This is a genomic window from Methylocaldum sp. RMAD-M (assembly GCF_017832375.1).
Taxonomy (GTDB): Bacteria; Pseudomonadota; Gammaproteobacteria; order Methylococcales; family Methylococcaceae; genus Methylocaldum.
Map to the genome: position 1 here is coordinate 54,223 of NZ_JAFIBZ010000006.1, position 21,880 is coordinate 76,102.

Sequence of the window (21,880 nt, forward strand, 5' to 3'; positions counted from 1 at the left end):
ATGAGTGTGATAGATTGGAGGCTATTCCAATGCTTTCCGGATCATCTCTCATGGACGACAAAACCTTAAAACCGATACGACTGATCGGCGTGGCCTTCGACCGCGACGCCGAAACGGGGCCGGAATCCTTGCGCCTTCTGGGCTTGGATCGGAGGCTGAGGAGCCGGGGCGTTCCAGCCAACTGGCAAACGATTCTCCATCCGCACCGAATACTGGACAAGGTGCCCAAGGTGGCGGATCTCTGCGAACGAGCGGCACAGGAAACCGAGAGCGCCCTGAGAGCCGGCGAATTTTTCGCCGTATTGGGGGATGACCATTCTTGTGCCGTAGGCTCCTGGACTGGTGCGGCGGCGGCTTTGGCCGAACGAGGCCCTTTGGGGCTGATCTGGATCGACGCCCACATGGACAGCCATGTGCCGGAGACGAGCCCCAGCGGCGCATTGCACGGCATGCCTCTCGCGTGCCTCCTCGGTTTCGGCGAACCGTCTCTGGTGAATTTGGGCGGATTCGGCCCGAAGCTGTTTCCCCGGCATGTTTGCCTGATCGGCGTCCATAGCTTCGAGCCGGCCGAGCAAGCTTTGCTGGAAAGGCTCGGCGTCCGGATCTTCTATTTGGGCGAAGTCCTTCGGCGCGGCCTGAACAACGTCATGGAGGAAGCGTTGTCCATCGTCCAATCCGATACGGCCGGCTTCGGCGTCACCCTCGATCTCGACGCCATCGATCCGAAGGACGCGCCTGGGGTCACGACGCCGGTGGCGGGCGGCATTTCCGGCGAGGAAATGATCGGCGCTTTGGCCATGCTCCAGGGCAATCCGGGCTTTCTCGGCATCGAAATCGTGGAATTCGACCCGCCCCGCGATAGGAGCCGTGCCACGATCTATCTGGCCAGCGATCTCTTGCTGGCTGCCGTGGTTCCCGAGCGAACCGCGCGAGCGGAAGACGTTCTGAGCATCACCGAACGCTATGGCGCGCACAACTACGACACCTTGCCGGTGGTTTTGACCCGAGGCGAGGGCGTCTACCTTTGGGACGTCGAAGGGAAACGCTATCTGGACATGATGGGCGCCTATTCCGCCGCAAGCCATGGTCATGCCCATCCGCGCCTGGTCCGAACCTTGACCGAGCAGGCGAAGCGGCTGGCCATCACCTCGCGGGCCTTTCACAGCGACCGGCTCGCGCCTTTCCTCAAGAGGGCTTGCGAACTGACCGGACAGGACATGGCGCTGCCGATGAACACCGGCGCCGAAGGCGTGGAGACCGCGCTGAAAGCCGCCCGCAAGTGGGCGTATCAGGTCAAGGGCGTGGCTCCCGACAGCGCCGAAATCATCGCCTGTCGAGGCAATTTCCACGGGCGGACTATCGCGATCGTAGGTCTTTCATCCGAGCCCGGCTACCGCGAAGGCTTCGGGCCGTTTCCGCCGGGCTTGAAACTGATTCCGTACGGCGATTCCGCGGCCTTGGCCGATGCGATTACCGAGAACACGGCGGCGTTTCTGGTCGAGCCGGTCCAGGGAGAGGGCGGCATCGTCGTCCCGCCGGCGGGTTATCTCGCCGAATGCGTCCGGATTTGCCGGGAGCGGAAGGTTTTGCTGCTGTGCGACGAGGTTCAGACGGGGCTTGGCCGAACCGGCAAATTCCTGGCTTCCGAGCATGAAGGCGTGAAACCCGACGGCCTGATCCTCGGCAAGGCGTTGGGAGGCGGTTTGCTGCCGGTGTCGGCATTTCTGGCGAGCCGCGAGGTGATGGGCGTTTTCGGCCCGGGCCATCACGGCAGCACCTTCGGCGGCAATCCTCTGGCTGCGGCGGTCGGGCTGGAGGCGCTCAATGTGATCGTCGAGGAAGGGTTGGCCGAGCGCTCGGACGAGCTCGGCGCCCATTTTCTCGAAGGGCTGCGCGCTTTGAGGAGCCCTCTGATTCGCGAGGTCCGCGGCAAAGGTTTGTTCATCGGTCTGGAACTTAACTCAGGTTTCTCCGGCCGCGAGTTCTGTATGAGACTGATGGAACATGGGATTCTGACCCGCGAGACCCATCAAACCGTCATCCGATTCGCACCGCCTCTGGTCATCGAACGCAAGGAAGTCGAGTGGGCGGTGGAGACGCTCGAGACCGTCATTCGAGATCTGGAACGCAATTGTCCCGGCAAGGGGTAAAAGCATGCGGCTCCGGTCTTTGCGCTTTTTCCAATTCCACTTGGAAAACGGTGTTCATGGCCGATCAGTTCAGCGATGTCCACAATGCAGAAGGGCGGGTCAATCCCGATGGAACGCCCAGTCCGAGCGGGCAGTTCGGCAAGATCGAGGACTGCGCCATCGTCAAGCTCGCGGCCACGTATCGGATCAAGCCCTTGAACACCGACGTGTTCGTCAGCGTGAAAAACCTCTTTGACCAGAACTACATCGTGGATCGCACCCGCAGCATATTGCCGGGTTCGCCGAGAGTGGTGCAGGCGGGATTCAAACTAGACTTCCGAGCCTTTCCTGACCGCTCTTAGCCGGTTTGACGCCGCACGAGGGCGTACGGCGCAAGGTCATTCCTTGACGCTTCCCAATACCAGTCCTTCGATGTAGTACTTCTGGAGGACGAGAAACAGGATGATCACCGGCAGCACGGTGAGCACCGAGCCGGCCATCATCAGTTCGGCGTCTTGCACGTGTTCGCCGAGCAGGTTGGCGAGAGCGACCGGCAGCGTGTAAAGATCGCTGTCGGTCAGGATGATGAGCGGCCACATGAAGTCGTTCCAGGTGCCCATGAAGGTGAAGATGGCCAGGGTGACCAGGATCGGCTTGCACAGAGGCAGTACCAGGGTCCGGTAAATCCTGAATTCGCCGGCGCCGTCGATGCGGGCGGCATCCAGCAGGCTGTCCGGAATCGACAGCGCATACTGCCGGATCAGAAAAATGCCGAAAATGCTCGCCATGCCGGGTACGATCACGCCGCTGTAAGTATTCACCAGCCCCATCTCTTTAAGCATCAGGAACAAGGGCAGCATGGCGACCTGCGCCGGAATCACCATGGAGGCCAGAAGCAGACGAAACAGGCGGTCGCGTCCCTTGAACCGCAGCTTGGCGAAGGCGTAGCCCGCCATGGAATTGAGCAGCAGGGAGAGCACGGTGACCGATGTGGCGATCAGCGTGCTGTTCAGGAGATAGGCGGCGAGATTCAAGCGGGAGAACAGCATCCGGTAATGTTCCAGCGTCGGCGCTGCCGGCAGCAGCGGAGGCGGGAACCGGTTCGCCTCGGCCGAAGACATCAAGGACACGGAAACCATCCAGAACAGCGGGAACAGAGTCGCGATCACCGCCGCGATCAGCGCGAGGTGAAGCAGCAGTGTCTTGATCGGTTTTTCGGAAAATACGGCCACTGTCAGATTTCCCGTCGCCTCAATCTCAACTGCAACACTGTCCCCGTCAGAATGATGAGAAACAACGTGAAGGCCACCGCCGCCGCGTAGCCGAGATTCCACCAGCGAAAACCTTCCTGGAACATCAGGAGCGCCACGCTCAGGGTGCTGTTGGCGGGACCGCCCTGGGTCATCACGTAAGGTTCGGCGAAAAGCTGGAAGTAGCCGATCATCGTGATGACGGTGACGAAGACGAAGGTCGGTGCCAGCATGGGCAAGGTGATGTGGCGGAATTGGCGCCAGGTGCTCGCGCCGTCGATCACCGCGGCTTCGTACAAACGGACCGGAATGCTTTGCAGCCCGGCGATGAAGATGATCATGTTGAAGCCGAAATTCTTCCAGATCGCCATCAGGATGATGGCCGGCATGGCCCAGTCGGGGTCGCCCAGCCAGTCGACGGTATCGAGCCCGAGCAGTCCGAGCAGATAATTCAAGAAGCCGTAGCGGGGATGGTAGAGATAGCGCCAGACCACGGCTATCGCCACCAGGGTGGTGACGACCGGCAGGAACAGCAGCGAGCGGAACAGTCCCTTGAACCGGACCAGGCGGTGGTTGACCAAAAGCGCCGCGCCCAGCGACACGGCCACCGACAACGGGCCGCCTACAAGCACGAAATACAGGGTGTTCTTGAGCGCGGTCCAGAACAAGGGGTCGCCGAGCAACCGAAGATAGTTGTCGAGCGCCACAAAGCGCAGCCGTTCGTGGTCGCCGAGGGCGTAGATGTCGAAATCGGTAAAGCTGAGCAGCAGCGACGCCGCGACCGGCAGGAAAAAGAAGACGACGATCAGGATCAAGGCCGGCGCAAGGAACCAGAAGGCGGTATTCGCCGGTAACAGCGGGGTTTTCATGGCGCCCGTTTCCGCAACAGCCAGCGACGCTTTTCGAGAATCCGGTCCACGTCCTTGTCCAGGGCAGCTAAGGCTTGCTCCTCGGTCAATTCGCCGCGCACCGCTTTTTCCGTGTAATGGGCGATTTTGCTGGCGATGCGTTCCCATTCGGGAATTTTCGGCGTGGACACCACCCGCTCCAACTGCGTCTTGAAGGCCTGCGTGCGAGTCGCTGTGGCCAGATCGGGGTGCAGCCAGGCGGAGCGGCGGGCGGGGAGGTCGCCGGTCAGACGGTAAAAGGCAAGCTGTTGTTCGGGTTCGGAGAGAAATTCGATCAGCTTCCAGGCTTGATCTTTACGGCTGGAACTTCGGGCGATCGCGAGACTGGCGCCGCCGGCCAGTGAAACGCCGGGATAACTCTCATCGGGAGCCGGCATCGGCGCGGTGGCCCACCGGCCTTGCATGGACTTCGGAAGCCGGTGTTCGAACTCGACGATATTCCAGGGCCCGGTGACATACATCGCGAAATAGCCGCTGGCGAATTCCTGATAAAGATTGGCGATCTGGGCTTCCGATACGGCGGGTGCATACCCCCGGCGGAAGATGTCGAGATAAAAACGAAAAGCCTGGCGAAAGGCATCGCTCCGGAAATTGCCGAACCGGGCCTCGTCGCGGAGCAGTTCTGACCCCATTTGCAGCGCGAGGATCACTGGGACCTGCCATTCGTTCATGGGCAAGAGCAGCCCGTAGCGGTCTCCACCGGGCAACGCCGCGATTGCCGCCATCGCCGCGAGCCATTCGTTCCAGGTCTTGGGCGGCGCCGAAAAACCGGCCTTGACCAGAATATCGGTACGGTAGAAGAGCAGGCGGGTATCGACATACCAAGGCAGACCGTGAAGCCGTCCGTCGATTTCGTTGGTTTCGATGATGCCCTCGAAATAATCCTCCCGTTGTTGGGCCGTCAGCCTATTGTCAAGACTGTCGACGGCTTTCAGAACGACGAATTCCGGAATCCAAGTATTGCCCAACTGAAAGACATCGGGCATCGCGTCGCCCGCATAGGCGGTCAACAGCTTTTCGTGAGCCGCGCTCCAGGGAATTTGCTGAACCTTGACTTGGAGTTCCGGATGGAGCCGCTCGAATTCGGGCATCAGAGACTGAACCACCTCGCCTTCTTGCCCCATGGCCCAGAATTCGAGAACGGTTTTTTCCCTGTCCCCACCGCACGCGCCAAGCAGGGCGGGCATCAATAAAAAACCGATCAGGCGCACGTAAGGTTTTCCGGCAGGTGTCGAGACACGGTATTCATTGTTTGTTTATTTATCGCGGGAAAACCCCCGGCTCTGCCGCAATGCCATTAAGTTAAGCCGTCATTCCGGCAGGGATTGCCGAAATCCAGTGCACAAGGAAGTGAGAGGCCTTTGCCGTCCTTGGCGTCTGGACCCCGGCATTCCCTGCCGGGGTGACGTCATTCGTCTTAACTTAACGGCAGTGCGGCTCTGTCGGGGGACTCGCAGAGTTTGACATTTCCGGGAGTCAGGTATTGTCCCAATTTCGCTGGGCCGTCATTCCAATCGCAAACGGGCGTTCTGGGAGCGCCAGAACGCCCCTTCCGGCAGGGATTGCTCACCCCGTCCTTGGGGTTCGTCCTTCGGACCGTGCTGCGCACGTCCAAATTTGCTCCGGGCAAATTTGTGCCGGACAAACCGGCAGGACAGCCGGTTTGCACGCATCGCGCCCGAAGGGTGCCGGGCAGGATCGCCCGGCATGAATCCAGTTCACAGGGATTGTGAATGGTCGAAACCATCCGTGGTCACTGGACCCCGGCACTCCAATCGCAAACGGGCCTTTAGTCGACCCCTTCCCTGCCGGGGTGACGACATGGCTTTTGCCCGATGGCGGTCAGGCCCCTTTGAGGGGCCAGCCGTCGAAAGCCACCGGCTTTGCCGGTGGATCGTTACTTTTAGAAAGCAGCCGACCGTCAATTTACCACAGCACCAGGCCCGCACGGCGAGACGGTTTGCCCCCGACAACTTGCCGAGTTTCGGCATAGCCCGCGCGTGTGCCGATTGAGGAACGAGGCCGAAGAAAGCCCCCTTCTCCGATCAGAAATGATTTACTGTTCAACGTAGTAATGGTTCTCAAAAAGAGATTGATTATCATTAATCTTAGATATACAGTGAAGCCATGCCGTTTAAGCGAGTTTCTTAGCGCAGGCACTGATTAAAACCTTTGGGGGAAGGTATGTTGCTATCCAAGCGAATCGTTGGGCCATTGTCATTGGCCTGTCTTTCGGTGAACCTGGCGTCACAGGTTCAGGCAGATGATCAAGCTGCGCCACCGGCAAGCCTCGGCACAATCCAGGTCATTGGTAGCGAGGAGCAGGCCATGGACATGCCGGCTTCAGCGCAATATATCGACGCTTCGGAAATTCGCGATCAAAGTTACAGCGACGTCAACCGCATTTTACGTCGGGTGCCCGGCGTCAACATCCGGGAGGAGGATGGTTTCGGATTATTTCCCAACATCAGTTTCCGCGGTGTCGACACGACCCGAAGTGCCAAGATTACCGTGATGGAGGACGGTGTCTTAACCGCGCCGGCGCCTTATTCCGCACCCGCCGCATATTTTTCGCCCGCTGCCGGACGCATGAGCGGAATTGAAGTCTTGAAAGGCTCGAGTCAAATCAAATACGGTCCGCATATCACCGGCGGGGTGCTCAACTATTTGTCAACTCCGATTCCGGACAGCGGCAAGGCCTATCTGAAATTTCTCTACGGCAGTTATAACGAAGTCAGAACGCACGGTTTTGTTGGCGATACCTTGAGCACGGAAAACGGCCGTTTCGGTTACTTGGTAGAAGGCTTTTACCGCGGTTCGGACGGGTTCAAGACTATTGATGAAACACCCGATTTCCGCAATGGCGACGAAACCGGATTTCAACAGGTCGAGCCGATGGTGCGTTTGTCCTGGGAACCCAACACGGATATCTACCAAAAGCTCGAGGTCAAGTTCGGCTATTCGAATATGGATGCCGATGAAACCTATCTCGGCTTGAGCGACAACGATTTCAGGAAAGATCCTTATCGGCGGTATTCGGCCTCGCGCTTCGATAATATAGAAACCGAGCACTTTAGAGGATTTGCTCGTTATTTCATTTCTCCGACCGAGAATTTGGATATTGTCACGACGGCTTACTACAGCGAATTCAACAGGAATTGGCAAAAGTTGAACGATCTCAGGGGCGGGGTAACGGGCAATATGGATCTATCCGCCGCCCTGGCGGGCGCCAGGAACGGTCTGGGTCTCGACTGTTTGAAAGGGAACATCGCGTGTAATTTGAGAGTGCGCGACAACAACCGCAGTTATTATTTGGGCGGTGTTGAAACAGTTGCGAATTATCGTCTTGATTTAGGCGCCACACATCACGAGCTCAGTGGGGGATTCCGTTATCACGAGGACCAGGAAACCCGGTTTCAGCACGATACTCTCTATAACCAGGCGGCGGATGGAACGATTATCGGCAAGACCGTCGGTGCGCCGGGAAGCCAAGACGACAGAAAAGGCTTGACCAATGCTTATGCCTTTTTCCTGAAGGACCGCATCGAGTGGGGGAAATGGGGTTTTACTCCGGGTATCCGTTACGAGCACTTGTATCAGACATATAAGAACAACCTGTCGCCTGCGAATAACGGCAGCAGCTCTCTCGATATGTATGCCGGAGGCGCGAGTCTCGATTATCGTTTTAACGAAGACTTCATGATGTTCACTAGTGTTCATCGTGGGTTTTCGCCGCCAGGTCCCCAGGATGCCGTGGTTGACAAGCTTAAGGAAGAAACCAGTAACGCCTATGAACTCGGTGGACGCTATACCCACGGTGCGTTCTCCGCCGAAGTTATCGGATTTTATACGCAGTTCGAGAATTTATTGGTTATCGACAGCATAGGCGGCACCGGCAGCGATGCGAATCAAAACTTCGGCAAAGTCGACAGCCGCGGTGTCGAACTGGCTCTGAATTTCGATGCCGGCGACGCTTTCGCATGGGGTTTCCGCAATCCTTACTTTTTGTCATTCACTTATACCGACGCGGTGCAACTGAACGATGCCGCCTCTACCAACCCGGAATCGATTTTCAGCTTCGGCAAGGAAGGCAACCGCGTACCCTATATTCCCGAGTACACGCTCAGCTTCGGCAGTGGCCTGCACTTCGACCATTGGGGGGTGGACGTCGTAGTTAACTATGTCGGCGAAACATACACCAGCGCGAGCAACACCAGCGAACAAGTCAACGGCGCAGGCCAACCGGATGCCCGCTTCGGCAAGACCGACGACTTTGTCCTCCTCGATATCTCCGGCTACTATCAACTCACCAAGGGCGTAAAGGTGTTGGCAGGCGTCCAGAATGCGACGGACGAGGAATACATCGTGTCACGACAGCCGCACGGTCCACGCCCCGGCATGCCTTTATTCGCCTACGGCGGTTTCGAGCTGGATTTCGACATTTAGAGCATTTTGCGGTTCGGTGTGTTAGCAGGCCGGGAAGCCTTTTCCGACGAAACCGAGCTTCACAGACCCGCGCATTGGCAAAGGATTGCCGGCCTACTGCTTATTCCTGCCTTCATGTTTGTGGCGCGGGGGAGTCTTCGGACCAAAAGGATGCCATAGGGGGTACGCAGAGCGGACATAACGACGGGATCCGTGCAGCCTGCCGCGAAATCGCGGCAAACTGGCTTGAATGCCCCGCCGTCGCTTCCCGTCAAAAGTACAATGAATCGCGCATCCGGCGGCAATTACTCCGCCGGGGTCTCCATTGCCACGGCTCGTTCGCTTACAGTCAAAGTCCAGCGAAGGGGAGTCGTTGGTTTATCTCCGAAGCACGCCAAGGCCGTGTCCGAGCCATCGCAGGTGGTCCGTTTCCCAAGCTCCGCGGCAGGGGGTAATGCCAATGCATCACAATCCTGCCGCTATCCCGCGCCATTTCGTCAAACTCCTTTCCGCTGCCACGACCGCTCCTTAGAGCGTTTTTCATCCCGGTGTACGGCTTCGTGTCGGGCGGGAAGAACATAGGTCGGCAATCCCTTGCCGACTTATCGGCTCGGCAAAGGATTTTGTTGGAAGGGTCGCGACTAAAGCGACCGTTTGCGATTGGAAGGGTCGCGACTAAAGCGACCGTTTGCGATTGGGAAGGAATTGCCGACCTACCTATCGGGCTCTCTGACACCGAATCGGAAAATGCTCTAGTCCCTGACCACCAGCCGCCCCCAGGTACCCCCGGCGAACAGATGAGCCGGACCGTCCCGATAGAGCCAAATTCCGGGCTTCGCGCGCTCGACTTCCGCCGTGAGCGTCACCCCGGGCGTCACCAAGCGCGACCAGGGGGAACCGAAACTCGGGACGTCGTCCTTGAACGAATGCCCGTACAGTTGAAAGCTGTGCTGACGGGCGCGGCCGGCCGGATGGACCACGTGGAAACGCAAGCGCTCATCCGCTTTGGCTTCGAAATCGACGAAGGCTAAGGGTTGCCGATCATCGGTGAAGAAGTCGTTCGCGAAGACGTTGTCATTGAGGTCCTGGGTTTCCTGACCATGCGCATTCGGGTGTGGGTCCAGTCCCATGCGCACCCAGAAAGGCACACTGTGGTAGTTGATGCCTTGCTCGCCGAGATCATAGGAATCGTCGCAGATGCGGCAGTCGGGAACGGGCTGTCCGTTCTTGTGCAGATTCAGCCCGTCTTGATAGACCACGACGAATTCCCGCGCATAGTTCTTGGTGTCATCCTCCCAGACCACGGCCGAGAGACCGGAGGCTCGTTCGAAAGGAATTTCGGTACCGTGGGGGCGGCCTCGCGAGTCCACGTAAAATTCCTCTGGGTCGAACAACTTGGCGTCGGCCGGTTCGATAATGAGCGCGCCGATCAGACCGTGCGTGCCATGGCCGATGACGTCGCCGTGGGAACTCAATCCTGCGGCGAGCGGTTCATTGAAGGGCTCGATGACGAGTTTTTCGCCTGTGCTTCCCTGTCGGTCGATATTCACCCGGCCCGCGTACCAGTTGTAAGTTCGTGTTTCGCCTGGAACCGCCAGCGCTTTGTCGATGCGGTTGAAACCCGCGACTGCGCCGTTTCCGGCATTGACGTCCACGGCCACCAGCTGTGGATGGAGCGAGACACGGTTCGACGGCGGTGCGTCCAGCAAGCCCTCCTTGTGCTCGTCCACATTGATTTGGGTGATGCGCGGCATGAGTGCGTCGCCCGGGCGGTCCGACAGACGTGTCCCCAGGTGATTGGTTAGCTTCACCACCGCGCAATGCCCTGCCTTGACCCGAAGCACGAGTGGCGTCAAAGGCTTGCCGTTGCGAATCGCTTCGACATCGCCAGCCGGAACGAAAACCAGACCGTCCGGGTCATCCAGGCCGTGGACATCGTCGTAGCGCATTCCCCTCTCGCCCAGCAGGTCCTTCACTTGCCAAGCTTCTATAGCGTATTCAGACCGCGGTGCATTCCGGGGACAACCGTCACCGGCCACCAATTGTCCCGCTTGGGGATCGCTTATCCTGCCGTCGGTATTGTCGTCCAGAACCGCCAGCGCGCAATGATCGTCGCTACGCCCGCCGTCCGGGCAACTGTTCGGCCCGTCGAGGTGCTGCCGCGCGACCGGCTGGGCGGCGCAGCCGGCCTGCCGGAGTTTGTCAATGAAGGGCTTGCGCTGTGCCGCATCCTTGTCCGGCGCGCTGGCTTCGAGCAAATCGACTTGTCCGACTTTCAGCACGCCATGCTCGTCCTCGCATGCCGCCGGGTCGAAAACTTCAGGGCTGGCGAAAGCGCGCAACAGTCCCCAACTGCCGTTCCACAAGTCGTCCTGAGTGCCGAAGTGGAAGAGGTAGTCGGCGGTACCGAGTCCGGCGCCGATGTTAGCCAGATTGACCGTGTCCATCTCGAAATGTTCGGAAATTCCGATTTCCTGGGCATTGATCCAGGGGGCAGTCGGGTTCTTCGCTTCCCTTCGCCAGGCCAGCCCGTGTACGGTGAAACCGTGCTGGACTTCCTGCGCCCCCTGGATTACGCGCAATTGAACCCGGTCGCCCTCATAGGCCCTGAAGGGCTTCAGGAAGGGATCGCCATGCGGTGCCGAGGAGCTAAAGACATAAGCCAGATCGCTGGGGCGACACAGCGCCGGGCGCGCGCTTTCGGGGTCGTCCAGATGCCCTGCGCATTCGCCGGGCTTGAGCTTTGAAAAATGACTGCCGCTTGCGGGGCTGTCGCGTTCGCCGATACGCAGCGGGATGGGCTCGTGTTTGTAATTGACCAGATAGGGATTGTGGTGGTCGGTGGAAATCGCCTCGGGCATGGCCGGCGGATCGACGGGATAGCCGTGCAGCTTGCGGTAGGCGACGTAATAGTCCTCCACCGTGGTGTTCACCTTGCCCGCCATGCCTTCCGGCAGAGCCGGACCTTGCGTTTGCCCGGCATCGTAGAGCAACGCGAAATCGGCGATGGCCAGGGCGAATTCGCGCGTGTCGGGATGCTTTTCCCTGGCTTCCGCCTTGACCACCATGCCGCGCGAGCCGACCGCGAAAGATTCGCGGCATGTACGCTCCGGTTCGGTGACGGGGGCGCGGCAGGCAATATCGCGGCTGGCGCCGGCGACGTTCTGCTCATTTCCGCCGGGTAATCGCCGCTTGCCCGTTTTCATGTCGGTACCGTCCGGGGTACGCCAAACCGAGCCCTTGGGTTCGACCAGCATGGCGTTGTAAAACCCGTGATGCTGAATCGAGGACGGCGCGAAGTGATCGTGCGTGAATACCGTGCCCAGCGTGCCGTCGCCGTCCTTATGGTCGTGGGCATCCGCCCACCAGCGCTGGATGGTGGTCTGAAACACCGGACGGCCCTGCTTGTTGGTCTTGGCGCGAGGCTTAGGCTTGATTTGGCCGAGGTGATCCTTCACCACGCCGAAGCGGCTGGCTTCGGACAGCTCCTTGATCGCTTCCCAGGCCAGTGTGCCATCCTCGTAATTGAAGCCGTTGCCCGAGCCGTCCGCAGCGAGGACATCGAATTTGACCAGATGGATGTGTTGACCGATGGTGTCGGTAGGCGTGGCGACCTGGAAATCGTCGCGTCTCACCGTGGCACCGGCACGGTTGGTATGCAGGAACTCCACGCACTCGCCCGATTCCACACGGAAGAAGAATGGCTCGGCCGCGGCGGTTTTTTTGCCTTCGTAACGAGCAACGTCCCGGTCCAGAACATTGATGCGTGACTGCGGGTCATGCCAGCCGTGTTCGTTGGTTTGAATGTCCAGATCGATCACCGAAGCGCGGTAACGCCGAATCGGCGCCGTGGGATCCTCGCCGCACGGGTCGGCGAAAGGCGCGCCGGGCCGCCGCGCTTTGCCGTTGACCCGGAATACCGCATCCCGGCCCTCCGGCGTCCGGCTCGGGTAACCGGCGGCGTGTTCATGGAAAGCCATCGCCGCTTTTTCCAATGCGGTGCCCGCTTCGGGCAACAGAATTAGATTCGCGCGGGTGATATGCGCGGTCATGTCGGCGTTCGCCAACTGTTCCGCGGCGGTTCGCCCGCCGTTGAATTCCCGCTCGCCGCCGGTTACAAGGTGCCGCCCAAGACCGCCGTTTTCGACGATGTCGAGCGGAGGCTGCGGCGCACGGTGTCCGGCCTGACCGGGAATGTAAAAAGGGAAGCCTGGAAAGGATTGGGCTATGCGCTTGCTCGGATCGGGATCTTCCGCATAAGTCGGAGCGGGCGCGATGGCGAGCTCAGGCAAGGGAATCACTGCCGGAATAGGGGTGCCGCCCGTGGCGACGCCGGTTCTCGGATCGGTGCCGGGTCCCCGTTCTCCATCGGGCAGACGGCGCGTGCCGTCCTCGAAAACGTCGTGGACGCGCCACAACCCCCACATGCCTTGAGCGAAATGCGGGTAGAGATGACAGTGGAAGATCGAATCGCCCGGCGCCAGATTGCGGTTGCCGCTGGCCTCGTGCGCGATGGCGTAGGCAAAGCTTTGTTGCGGTGCGATGGTCTGCGAATCGAGATAATTGGAATACCCGCTTCGACTGGATTCCCATTGATGTGCATGCAGGTGGAACACATGGGTTTCCTTCGGGCCGGCGTGCGAGTTGCGGAACAGCACGGGATCGCCGAGATAGCTGTGATGGACGTTGGACGGATCGTCCTCGTACTGAGGCAGCAGCGCGGGATCGCCGTTTGCCCAGGATTGCAGGAAAAATTCTTCGTAAAGGCAGTCGACGCAATCCTTGGCCGGTCCTTTGCCCAGGCGGTTGGCCAACAAGATGGTGCCCATGCCGCTCGCGCCGTAGTTGATGGCAAATCCGTCTCGCACCCCCGCCAATTGCGGGTTGGTGGCGAGAATGCGGAAGTCCTCGGGATAGACGGTCTTCAGTTCATCATGGAAGGTGACCGTGAATTCGCGGCCGCTCTTGCCGCTGTCGTGATCGACGATGATGGCGTCCAAGGGACTGTGGATCAGTTCGAACCGGTCGTTGCCAAGCGGCTTGAGCAGGTTCAGGACGGGATCGCCGTGCTCGTCGAGCGCTTCATACTCGATCAGCGCGGGTGCCTTGGCCTGCCGTTTCGCTTCCTTGAGTTCGTCGGCGCGGACCGCGCTGCGATACCAGGTGCTGCGTTCCGGTTCCACCGTCACCGTGCCGAACAGGCCGTGTACCAGCGAGCCGCCGTCGCCTTCGCCCCCGGACGGCGCGGCGAGACTGGCGAACAAAAAGGTGCCCTCGCGCTCGGCGCGCCAACGGTATGTGATTGTGGCCCCCGGAGGGATGCCCTGCAAACCGGTTGCGGAGGGATCGTGGCCATCGGCTTCGACCCGCAGACCCGAAAGTGCGATGGAGGCGCAGCGGGTGGCTGGGGTATTCCCGTGCGGCGGCGGTGTGCCGGCTGGCGCGCACGGGTCGGAATCAGTCCGATGCGCCGATACGACCGGGTTGGCCGCATGGCTTTTTTCCTCGATCGCCTCTTCCTCGATATCGTCGGGATGTCGCTTGGGCCGTTCGGGGCTCAGCAAATTGGTGAAGGTCACTTCGAGAATGTCTCCCTTGTGCGCCCTAAGTGCCAAAGGCCGCGCCCGCTTGACCGACTTCAGCCTGACCTTGCCCGGCCGCAGTTCGGGCTGTCCATCGCTGCTTTCCACATCGCGCTCAAGGGCGTAAATCATGCCGTAGGGGTTGTGGGAACCGAAGCGGTTGTACTGGATATCGTGCTCGATTGCGACGACATCGGCGTGGATGACTCGGGTGTGACCGGCGTCCCCACCGTTGTCTTTCGCGGGGCGGCAACCGACACCCGCGAGGGTGGTCAGGATAAGAGCGAAAATTGTGATAACGCGTCCGACTTTCATGACGGCATCCCCCCTAAATCAACCAAATTCCGCCTACCAGCAACCCGCTGGGGAACGCTCGCCCTTGCACTCTCTGCAAGGGATCGGGGCCGGACAGGGGATTGAAGGTGTAGCCGTTGCTGACGACGATGCGAAACGTCACGCGCACGGAGCTCGACGTTTTCCAGGAATAAGGCATCCAGCCGCTCGACCAGCGGATCGAGCCGTCGGGACTCTTCAAACCTTGGCTTTGCACCAGGAGTTTTTGTTCAATCGTCTGTCCGGTTTGCTCGTCGATCAATTCGGCCAAGGCAAAGTCGTTGATATCGTCGCGCTGGTCGTAAACCAGAAAATTCCAGCGCGTCATGATGCCTTCGCCGGGCTTGAGGCTGATGCCCTCCACCGCAAGACTGGCGCCGTCGATACCGCGCGTTTTCTGCGACAGCAGATCGATGAAATCAAGGTCCGAGGTGTCCAGTGGATCACGGCTGGCTGGCGCGGTCAGATCGGATGACAGTATTTGGCTGGGCGGCAGGCGGGTTCCGTTGGAGAGATCGATAAGATTCGGATCGTCGAGGATGGCGAAATGCTTACCAAGTCCGGGCGACACCGAGCGGTTTTCCCAAGCATGTCGAAAATCCCGATCCACTCGCGCTCGCCCGCGGACGGCGAAACCTTCGAATGTGCCCTTTTGAAAGATGTTGTTATCGGCTGGAAAGGACATGGCGCCTCCTCGTTTTTTTTGTTATTACGGTTTTGTTAAGGGCGTGAGCAAACTGTTTATCCGCAATCCAGGATGTTTTCCCGCTATTCTCCGCTCGGGTATGCCTATGCTGTCAAGTTAAACCTTAAACTGTTTAATAGTATCGAAAAAGCGGTTTTTCATACTCTTCAACGCCAGAATCTCTGGTGCCGATATTCAGCCGCATTTGAGGCAGAATTTATAGAGAGGCGGCCAACTCAAAGAAGTTTTCGATAACCCGTGTTTCGAGATAATCGGCATGAATTTGAATCGACTCGATTTGGGTTACATAAAACCGATTATACTTTCGATCCCCTCTGTCGAAAGGTTATACGGCGATTATTCATCAACGGGTTATTGCCAATCACTGCTCGCCAAGGTTGCCGTCCACTCTGTGCTGAAGGCGCAATGTATTTCATACGACACAACAAATCCTTTTCAGCACATCACAAAACCGATTTGAGCAATAAAGTAGAACGGCTACGAGATTTTGTCGGCAAAATATAAAGTCTGACGAAATATCCGGGCGAGTCTTTTAGGTCTTCAACCAAAGAACTGATCCGGCACTCAAACTCTCAAATTCATGCCTCTTACTTGGGAGGAAGCCAATCCTGCAAAATCAAGCCATGTGTATTATTTGCTAACCATGAGCCTTGCTACGAAGTGAATCTTCTGGATATACGTTAAGCCGGGGTCCGTTTGTATTAGGCGATAGGTATCTTGTGCCGGGAGCGTGCACGCTCCGACAAGGATTCGTCTGTGAAAAATTACCCTGGCACGTACAATTTGTCCCCTGTTTGGTTTCGAAGCGGTTAACTGTGTTGGAATGTAAGAACTGCCCCCCCTTTCGCCCGTGCTCAAGATTCGCCTCGATCGTCTCAAGATCGGCTTCAACGGGCGTTCACCTCTGCCGATACCGGCCTTCCCGAGCGTCAGCTCTCTTCGAGACCGAATCGGTGGTTCGTTCCCAAAGGCGCCATTGAACACGCGATTCCAGTTGCCGGCACACGACAAGACAGAACGTGAAGTCAAATTAACACGCCCTCGGTGGCGTACAATATCACACGCATATCCGCCTCATGGGCTACGCTGGTTTCGGACATAGAACACGAGAAATCCCTTATGAAAGCATCGAACAGGAAAATGACTCAAAAGGTGTTATTCATTGTTTTCGGCGCATTGCTGTCCTCGCTTAACCCCGCTTGGGCAGAAACCGATAAGGAAATCCAAGAGAAGGCGCTCAAAGCTCGCGAACAGAGCCAGCACGGTGCCATGGATCATTCGGCTCATGCCAGCCCCGAGGGAGCGGCAGGCAAATTTCGGGGCGTCTTTTACGGCTACCTGCCGTGTCATGAAGAAGATTGCAACGGTCTGAAAATGACCCTGTCCTTGAATGCCAAGAACAACTATCTTTTGGTCATCCAACCCGCAAAGCCGCAAAACCGAGAGTCCTTCGAAAAAGGAAAATACGAATGGAACGACACCAAAGGTGTCGTCTTGTTGACCCCCAACAAAGAGGCCCCTCAGCGTCGGCTCGCCATTAAAGATGAAGGCACTTTGCTCTATCTAAGCGACGACGGGGCGCCGTTGCCTGGAGACCAGGACAGGTATCTGCTGCAACGGAGCGACAGGGCCGGCAATCGGGAAATGCACATCCATTGACGAATACTGCGCCAAAGGACAATTGGCGAAGAATTGAAGTTCAAACGAGCTCCGATAGTTTGTTTTCGGGTGGGTAGTTTTCGGCCTCAACGGCCATTCGTCCTTCCAAGGCCCGCCATTCCTGAGCGGCCGCTTTTCCAAAATCGAGCGAGTCGTCAGTGCCCAAAGCTACCGGTCGCCACTCTGCGGATTCAAGGGCGGGTTACCGAGTGGAGTGGTCATTCGCGTCCACAAGCCGACAGGCTGCTGAGGCAATGATCGACAGTGACTCTCGCCGAGATCCTGCACGCACGAGCGAGCTTTGCGGAAAGCGGCCGCCCCACACATGGATGCTAGGTGTGGCGACCTGAAATCATAAAGCGCTGGAAGAGCAAGCGGCTGCATTCGTACCCGGGCTATCAGAGCTCGGATCAATTTGAGATAAATGGCCGAATGGCCAATGCGGCTTGACTGGGGTGTCCCTTTCTACTTGACCATGTCAAACATTAAAACATTAGAAACTTCTCATTGACCACGTCAAACATTAGACATAATCTGACGCCGCAACGACAGATAAGGAGGGGCTTATCGCAAAAATTGCGATGCGGTGTAGCATAAGCTTTGTTTATGAAAAACAGTACGAAGTATTATCCATCTGAAATGACGGGGCGGGGTATGAAAGAGAAATGCCTTATTCTAAGGCTCTGTTCCGTGGCGCCGGTACTCATCCTGGCGCACGGGGTTTGTGATGCGATGCCCGGTATGGACATGCCGGGTAACGAGAGCGCCAAAGCGATTCCGCCAATATCGAAAAGTATGGGCGAACCGCTCAACTCGGCTGGTGCGGACTTCGAGATCACCTACAGCGCCGACGGGAAAACCGCCATCTTTACCTCCACCCGTCCGGGCAGCGTAGAGTCGTCTGGGACCCCCTACAATTTCGACATTTGGATGTCCCACTATGAGAATGGCGCCTGGCAGGAGCCCGTCCATTTGGGACCGGAGGTTGATCCCGCTGTAGGGCCGAACATCAACACGTCCGCCTGGGAACTGGAGCCGAGTTTCTCCGATGACGGAAATGTCATTTACTTCACGAGATACGAGCCGGGTAATCTGTCCACCGGCGATCTCTACGTCACTCAAAAAGTCGATGGCGTCTGGCAGCCGGCCAGAAACTGGAACGAAGTTCCCGAGCTGCCGCACATCAATACGCCGACTGGCGAGGAGCACTGCCCAATCATCGCTTCCGACAGCCTGATTTACTTCAGCTACCAACAACCGGGAGTAACGCAAGATAGCGACATCTGGAAGGTTGAGAAGAAGGACGGCGTCTGGCAGAAGCCGCAGAGCCTCGGTCCGAGGATCAATTCGCCGTACCGCGACCACCTGCACTGGACCGGACTGTCAAAGGACGGCAAGAGCATAATCGTTACCAGCACGCGGCCTGACCTCGGCTCGCGGGGCGGACATGATGAGTGGATCGCATACCAGAATCCGAAAGGTGAATGGCAGGAACCATTGAACCTCGGTGATACCATCAATACCGCCGGCGAAGACATGTGCTGGAGCTTCACGCCCGATGGCGAGAAGTTCACTGGAGGTTGGGGGCAGCCGGGTACCTACGATCTTGACCTCAGGTGGGTCAACAAGGATGACATTCCTCTGCTGAAGAACTTCAAGCCGATCGGTCCGCCGCCCAACCTGCTCGCCAGCAGCAGGACAAAGCAGAAGAATATCAGGTAATTGCTGTAGCCCTATATCAAGAACCAGACTGTCTCAGCGGCGCATTCTCGAAAAGGACAAAGGGACGGCGGTTTGCCTATGAATATGAAACGGAGAGGGTCTGCGAGAATCCTCTCCGTTTGTTTTTTCCTTGAGTTTCGACCGCTTGGATTATCGGCTGGGTGAAATCGGCGCATGTGAAAGCCGATTGCCATTTGAAATTGCGCCCTGGCACCAATGTGGCGCTGATCAATGCCTTGGCGCGTGTGATCGTTACCTATAAGGACCGGCGAATGACGCTTCGCGCTGGAGCGCTTCGAACCGGCCTCCTACGAGAAATGGCAGGCGCTCGTCAGCGAAGAGCATGATTCGCCCGAGGCTACCGAGTCGGTAACCGGGGCAGACCCAACACGCCTGTCGCCGGCCGCCATTTAAGCCTGTCGATTGTCGCTCCGTGCCCGTTCCGATCATTCACTCAGGGTGGCCACGGCGACCGGAATTCGGCCATTTCTGCCGTTCGCACTTAGAGCGTTTTCATCTCGCTCGTACGGCGAAACAGGCCTGGCAGGAGTCGTTGGCGCCTTCGGCCAGGGTAGATCGACTCAATCGTAGGTCGGCAATCCTTTGCCGACGAAGATGCGCGGCCGAGACGTGGCGTCGGGAAGGGCGGCTTCGGCGCTCCCGAAGACGCCGTTTGCGATTGGAATGGATTCCCGACCTACGCGCGAGTTCCCATACAGTCGGTATGAAAATGCTCTAGCCCGCTGAAGAGTCTGCTGTAGTGTCAGCGCCCGAATCTTTTTTATGAGGCGGCTGTCCGCCCAAGGATAGTGAGTTGTCACCCAGAAATCGGGTTCGACCGGCTCCTTATTGGGCAGCGGCCCCCTTTTCAAACCGCCGCGACATCCCGCGGCAAAAAATCCTGACGGCGGTGAACCTTTCCGAATTTCCCGACATTTACAGTAAAAGTAAGGAATGCGAGGGTAGGGGAGGCGTTAACCCTGTAACACAAGGAGTTCGATCATGAAATCTTATGCAATAGCGGCAGTACTATCTTCGGTGATGATGGCCGGGCCTGCAATGGCCGATAACGACTTCCGGGCATTGGGCAAGGTGTCCAGCTTGAAACCGATGACCGAAGGGCAACTCTCTGCTGTCGAAGGCGGGATTTTGTTCCCGTTTAAGAAAGATCACGATCGTAAATTAAACGTTGGTAACGTTAACCAGAACATAGCCGTAACCACGATAACCGCGGTCAACCTAGCCTTGGGCAAGGGCGGCGCCAATCAGAATATTGTGGCGGTCACGCAGCAGAGCATTGGCGGTAAATAAAGCGAAGCCCATGGCCCATATCGAATGCTGATGAGGGCCGGAGAACCAGGCGGGGGAACGGTCATACGATCCCCCGCCTTTTTGCTTCAATCAGAAAAGTATGGAGCGGCCGATGAAAACATCATTCACATGGGGCGGTCTGCTACCGCTCGCTCTCTTATGTATGACTGCGGCCTCCGCTGATTCCCAGTTTCACGCCTTGGATAATCTGTCCCAGCAAGAAACGGGTACTGCGTTGTCTCGGCTGGACGATAGCGCGCTCGATCGAGTGGAAGGCGGGCTGGATATTGCGTCCGGTTCGGTCGATCTGGCATCGCAACAAGCCGTGATGCAAGCGGTTGTGCTTGAGAGCACAATGCAAGCAGCCGATGGCACTGTGACTGAAAAGCGGGTCGATCGCGCGACCTCGCTGTTTCAGGTTTGCAGCTCGCCACCCTGTACCCAAAGTTGGCATCTTACGACGTCTTCGCATCTTTAAAATTGTGTCATAGCGATCGACGTCCGCCGGCGTATGGATTGAGGAGCATGGATTGGCGCATCAATCCGTACACCGGTCGTCAGTCGGAAATAGTTTTCAAACGCGGGAAGGGGGGCGGCGAAGCATGGGAGAAATCATGGTGATCCGAATAAAGCCCTTTGAGGCGGCGGAGTGTATCTCGCAATCTTTGCTCAAGCGGCGTGCATTATTGCTGGGCCAGGCGAAGCCCGCTCGGCCAACCAGCAGCGCCAGGGCAGCACTTCGAACAGTCCGGCATGACGCGGCTCACCATCGTCAGGATTCATCGGAACAGGTATCCGGTCCAATCGAGCCGGCTGCCGCTGTAGGCGGCATCAGCCAAGATGGCCTAGATCCGGTGGATTGGCGACGGCAGTCGACGCAAGACCAGGTGATGAACCCCAATTCGATCCTGAATCCCGGCCGAAATCACAGCATCCGCCAATACCAAGGTATCGACCGCGATAGGCCGGTTGCGGCTTTTCACCCTCTTGCCGGCGTCGTAACTTGCGATTCCCTCTTTTTTGCGCTGTCCTGGCAGACTGCTTTTTCGATCTTGTGTTTCTTATCCCGGTCCGCATGTGTGGGGCGGTTATTCCAAATCGCTTTCAATCAGGCATTAATTTTTGTAGGGTGGGTTAGGCCGCGAGGCCGTAACCCACCGAGCGACCTCGAATCGGTGGGTTACGCTCCGCTAACCCACCCTACGTAATGTTCACTCGAATGCCGAATGGAATTAGAGACACCCGAGGTCAGATTTCTCGATACCAGCCCGACACTGTCAGTAGAAAACCTTCTTTGCCCTCGAACACCCGTCCTAGTCGCATGAACCGAATACGACGAAAGTCGATAGGATGCTTGAGCGGACGGGAGGTTTTACAAACGACGGACTGCCTATAGCTCGGGAAAGGTGTGCCGTGCTGACTCGTTCGGGCTTGCTGTGTATCCTTCAGGTTGAAAGGTATCCGCCGCAAGAATCTCGGAGGTGGGTTGAACTTTCCAATATTTGGACCGACTCCAAGTAGTATTCCTGGCGGACCGCCGTTATCTTTTTGGTTCCACAACTTGGCATAGCCAGTGGATAGGCATTTGCGCGACTCGATCGCCCAACTGACTCAGGAGGAGTTTCCTATGACAAGCCAACGCCCAACTCCCGGAACCCGCGCTGCTCAGCCCCCGTGCGAGCCTTCTGCCGTGCGCCTTCGCTATGCGCATCACCGGAGTTCCGTCCCTATCCGAGGCCGGACGTGTGAACGCCTGCCGTCCGTCGTCAGCCGAAGATGTGTCGGTCGGACGAATTCTCTCATGGCGAGCTGAGTTCACGCTTGTCGACATCGGATCTCTCCTGATCGTTCCCGG

General features: G+C 57.9%; 12 protein-coding genes and 1 pseudogene. 7 read left to right on the top strand and 6 right to left on the bottom strand.

Features of this window, described 5'->3' with window-relative positions; all coding sequences use genetic code 11:
* The first annotated feature begins 50 nt into the window (after positions 1-50).
* A complete protein-coding gene (rocD, locus tag JOD69_RS25000) occupies positions 51-2,150 on the top strand; it encodes an ornithine--oxo-acid transaminase (protein ID WP_280858873.1) in 2,100 nt (699 codons plus the stop codon).
* A gap of 56 nt (positions 2,151-2,206) precedes the next feature.
* The gene (locus JOD69_RS08135; RefSeq protein ID WP_210023861.1) at positions 2,207-2,491 is read left to right on the top strand and encodes a hypothetical protein; all 285 of its coding nucleotides are present in this window, start codon (positions 2,207-2,209) and stop codon (positions 2,489-2,491) included.
* 36 nt (positions 2,492-2,527) lie between these two features.
* Here the strand turns inward: JOD69_RS08135 and JOD69_RS08140 are convergent, their stop codons facing one another.
* The 3 genes from JOD69_RS08140 to JOD69_RS08150 are packed head-to-tail and all read right to left on the bottom strand — an operon-like array spanning position 2,528 to position 5,498.
* Positions 2,528-3,361, bottom strand: coding sequence for a carbohydrate ABC transporter permease (locus tag JOD69_RS08140; protein WP_240502409.1), 834 nt, complete (start codon positions 3,359-3,361; stop codon positions 2,528-2,530).
* 2 nt (positions 3,362-3,363) lie between these two features.
* Positions 3,364-4,248, bottom strand: a complete 885-nt coding sequence (locus tag JOD69_RS08145; protein WP_077728877.1) for a sugar ABC transporter permease — start codon at positions 4,246-4,248, stop codon at positions 3,364-3,366.
* Complete coding sequence (locus JOD69_RS08150; RefSeq protein WP_210023862.1) at positions 4,245-5,498, bottom strand: sugar ABC transporter substrate-binding protein; 1,254 nt, start codon at positions 5,496-5,498, stop codon at positions 4,245-4,247. Before JOD69_RS08150 ends, JOD69_RS08145 begins: the two co-directional genes overlap by 4 nt.
* A 1,117-nt stretch (positions 5,499-6,615) precedes the next feature.
* On the opposite strand from JOD69_RS08150, the gene JOD69_RS08155 reads away from it, so the two are divergent.
* Positions 6,616-8,733 (top strand): TonB-dependent receptor, encoded by a 2,118-nt coding sequence (locus tag JOD69_RS08155; RefSeq protein WP_245245517.1) that lies wholly within the window; start codon positions 6,616-6,618, stop codon positions 8,731-8,733.
* A gap of 731 nt (positions 8,734-9,464) precedes the next feature.
* Here the strand turns inward: JOD69_RS08155 and JOD69_RS08160 are convergent.
* Together JOD69_RS08160 and JOD69_RS08165 are read right to left on the bottom strand one after the other, a co-directional pair.
* Positions 9,465-14,609 carry a hypothetical protein gene (locus JOD69_RS08160; protein ID WP_210023863.1) on the bottom strand — a complete coding sequence of 1,715 codons (5,145 nt, stop codon included), beginning with the start codon at positions 14,607-14,609 and terminating at the stop codon, positions 9,465-9,467.
* A gap of 13 nt (positions 14,610-14,622) precedes the next feature.
* A complete protein-coding gene (locus JOD69_RS08165; RefSeq protein WP_210023864.1) occupies positions 14,623-15,312 on the bottom strand; it encodes a hypothetical protein in 690 nt (229 codons plus the stop codon).
* A gap of 1,140 nt (positions 15,313-16,452) precedes the next feature.
* Between JOD69_RS08165 and JOD69_RS08170 the strand changes: the two genes are divergently transcribed.
* The 4 genes from JOD69_RS08170 to JOD69_RS08185 all read left to right on the top strand — a co-directional run bounded on the left by JOD69_RS08170 (position 16,453) and on the right by JOD69_RS08185 (position 20,503).
* Positions 16,453-16,992 (top strand): copper resistance protein NlpE, encoded by a 540-nt coding sequence (locus tag JOD69_RS08170; protein ID WP_210023865.1) that lies wholly within the window; start codon positions 16,453-16,455, stop codon positions 16,990-16,992.
* Positions 16,993-17,598: 606 nt separating this feature from the next.
* The gene (locus tag JOD69_RS08175; RefSeq protein ID WP_240507021.1) at positions 17,599-18,714 is read left to right on the top strand and encodes a hypothetical protein; all 1,116 of its coding nucleotides are present in this window, start codon (positions 17,599-17,601) and stop codon (positions 18,712-18,714) included.
* A 1,002-nt stretch (positions 18,715-19,716) separates the two neighbouring features.
* Positions 19,717-20,025 (top strand): hypothetical protein, encoded by a 309-nt coding sequence (locus JOD69_RS08180; RefSeq protein WP_077728883.1) that lies wholly within the window; start codon positions 19,717-19,719, stop codon positions 20,023-20,025.
* A 112-nt stretch (positions 20,026-20,137) separates the two neighbouring features.
* Complete coding sequence (locus JOD69_RS08185) at positions 20,138-20,503, top strand: hypothetical protein (RefSeq protein WP_077728884.1); 366 nt, start codon at positions 20,138-20,140, stop codon at positions 20,501-20,503.
* Positions 20,504-20,927: 424 nt separating this feature from the next.
* Here JOD69_RS08185 and JOD69_RS24575 read toward each other — a convergent pair.
* Positions 20,928-21,038, bottom strand: a pseudogene (locus tag JOD69_RS24575) (IS5/IS1182 family transposase); the annotation flags it as partial.
* Positions 21,039-21,880 lie beyond the last annotated feature (842 nt).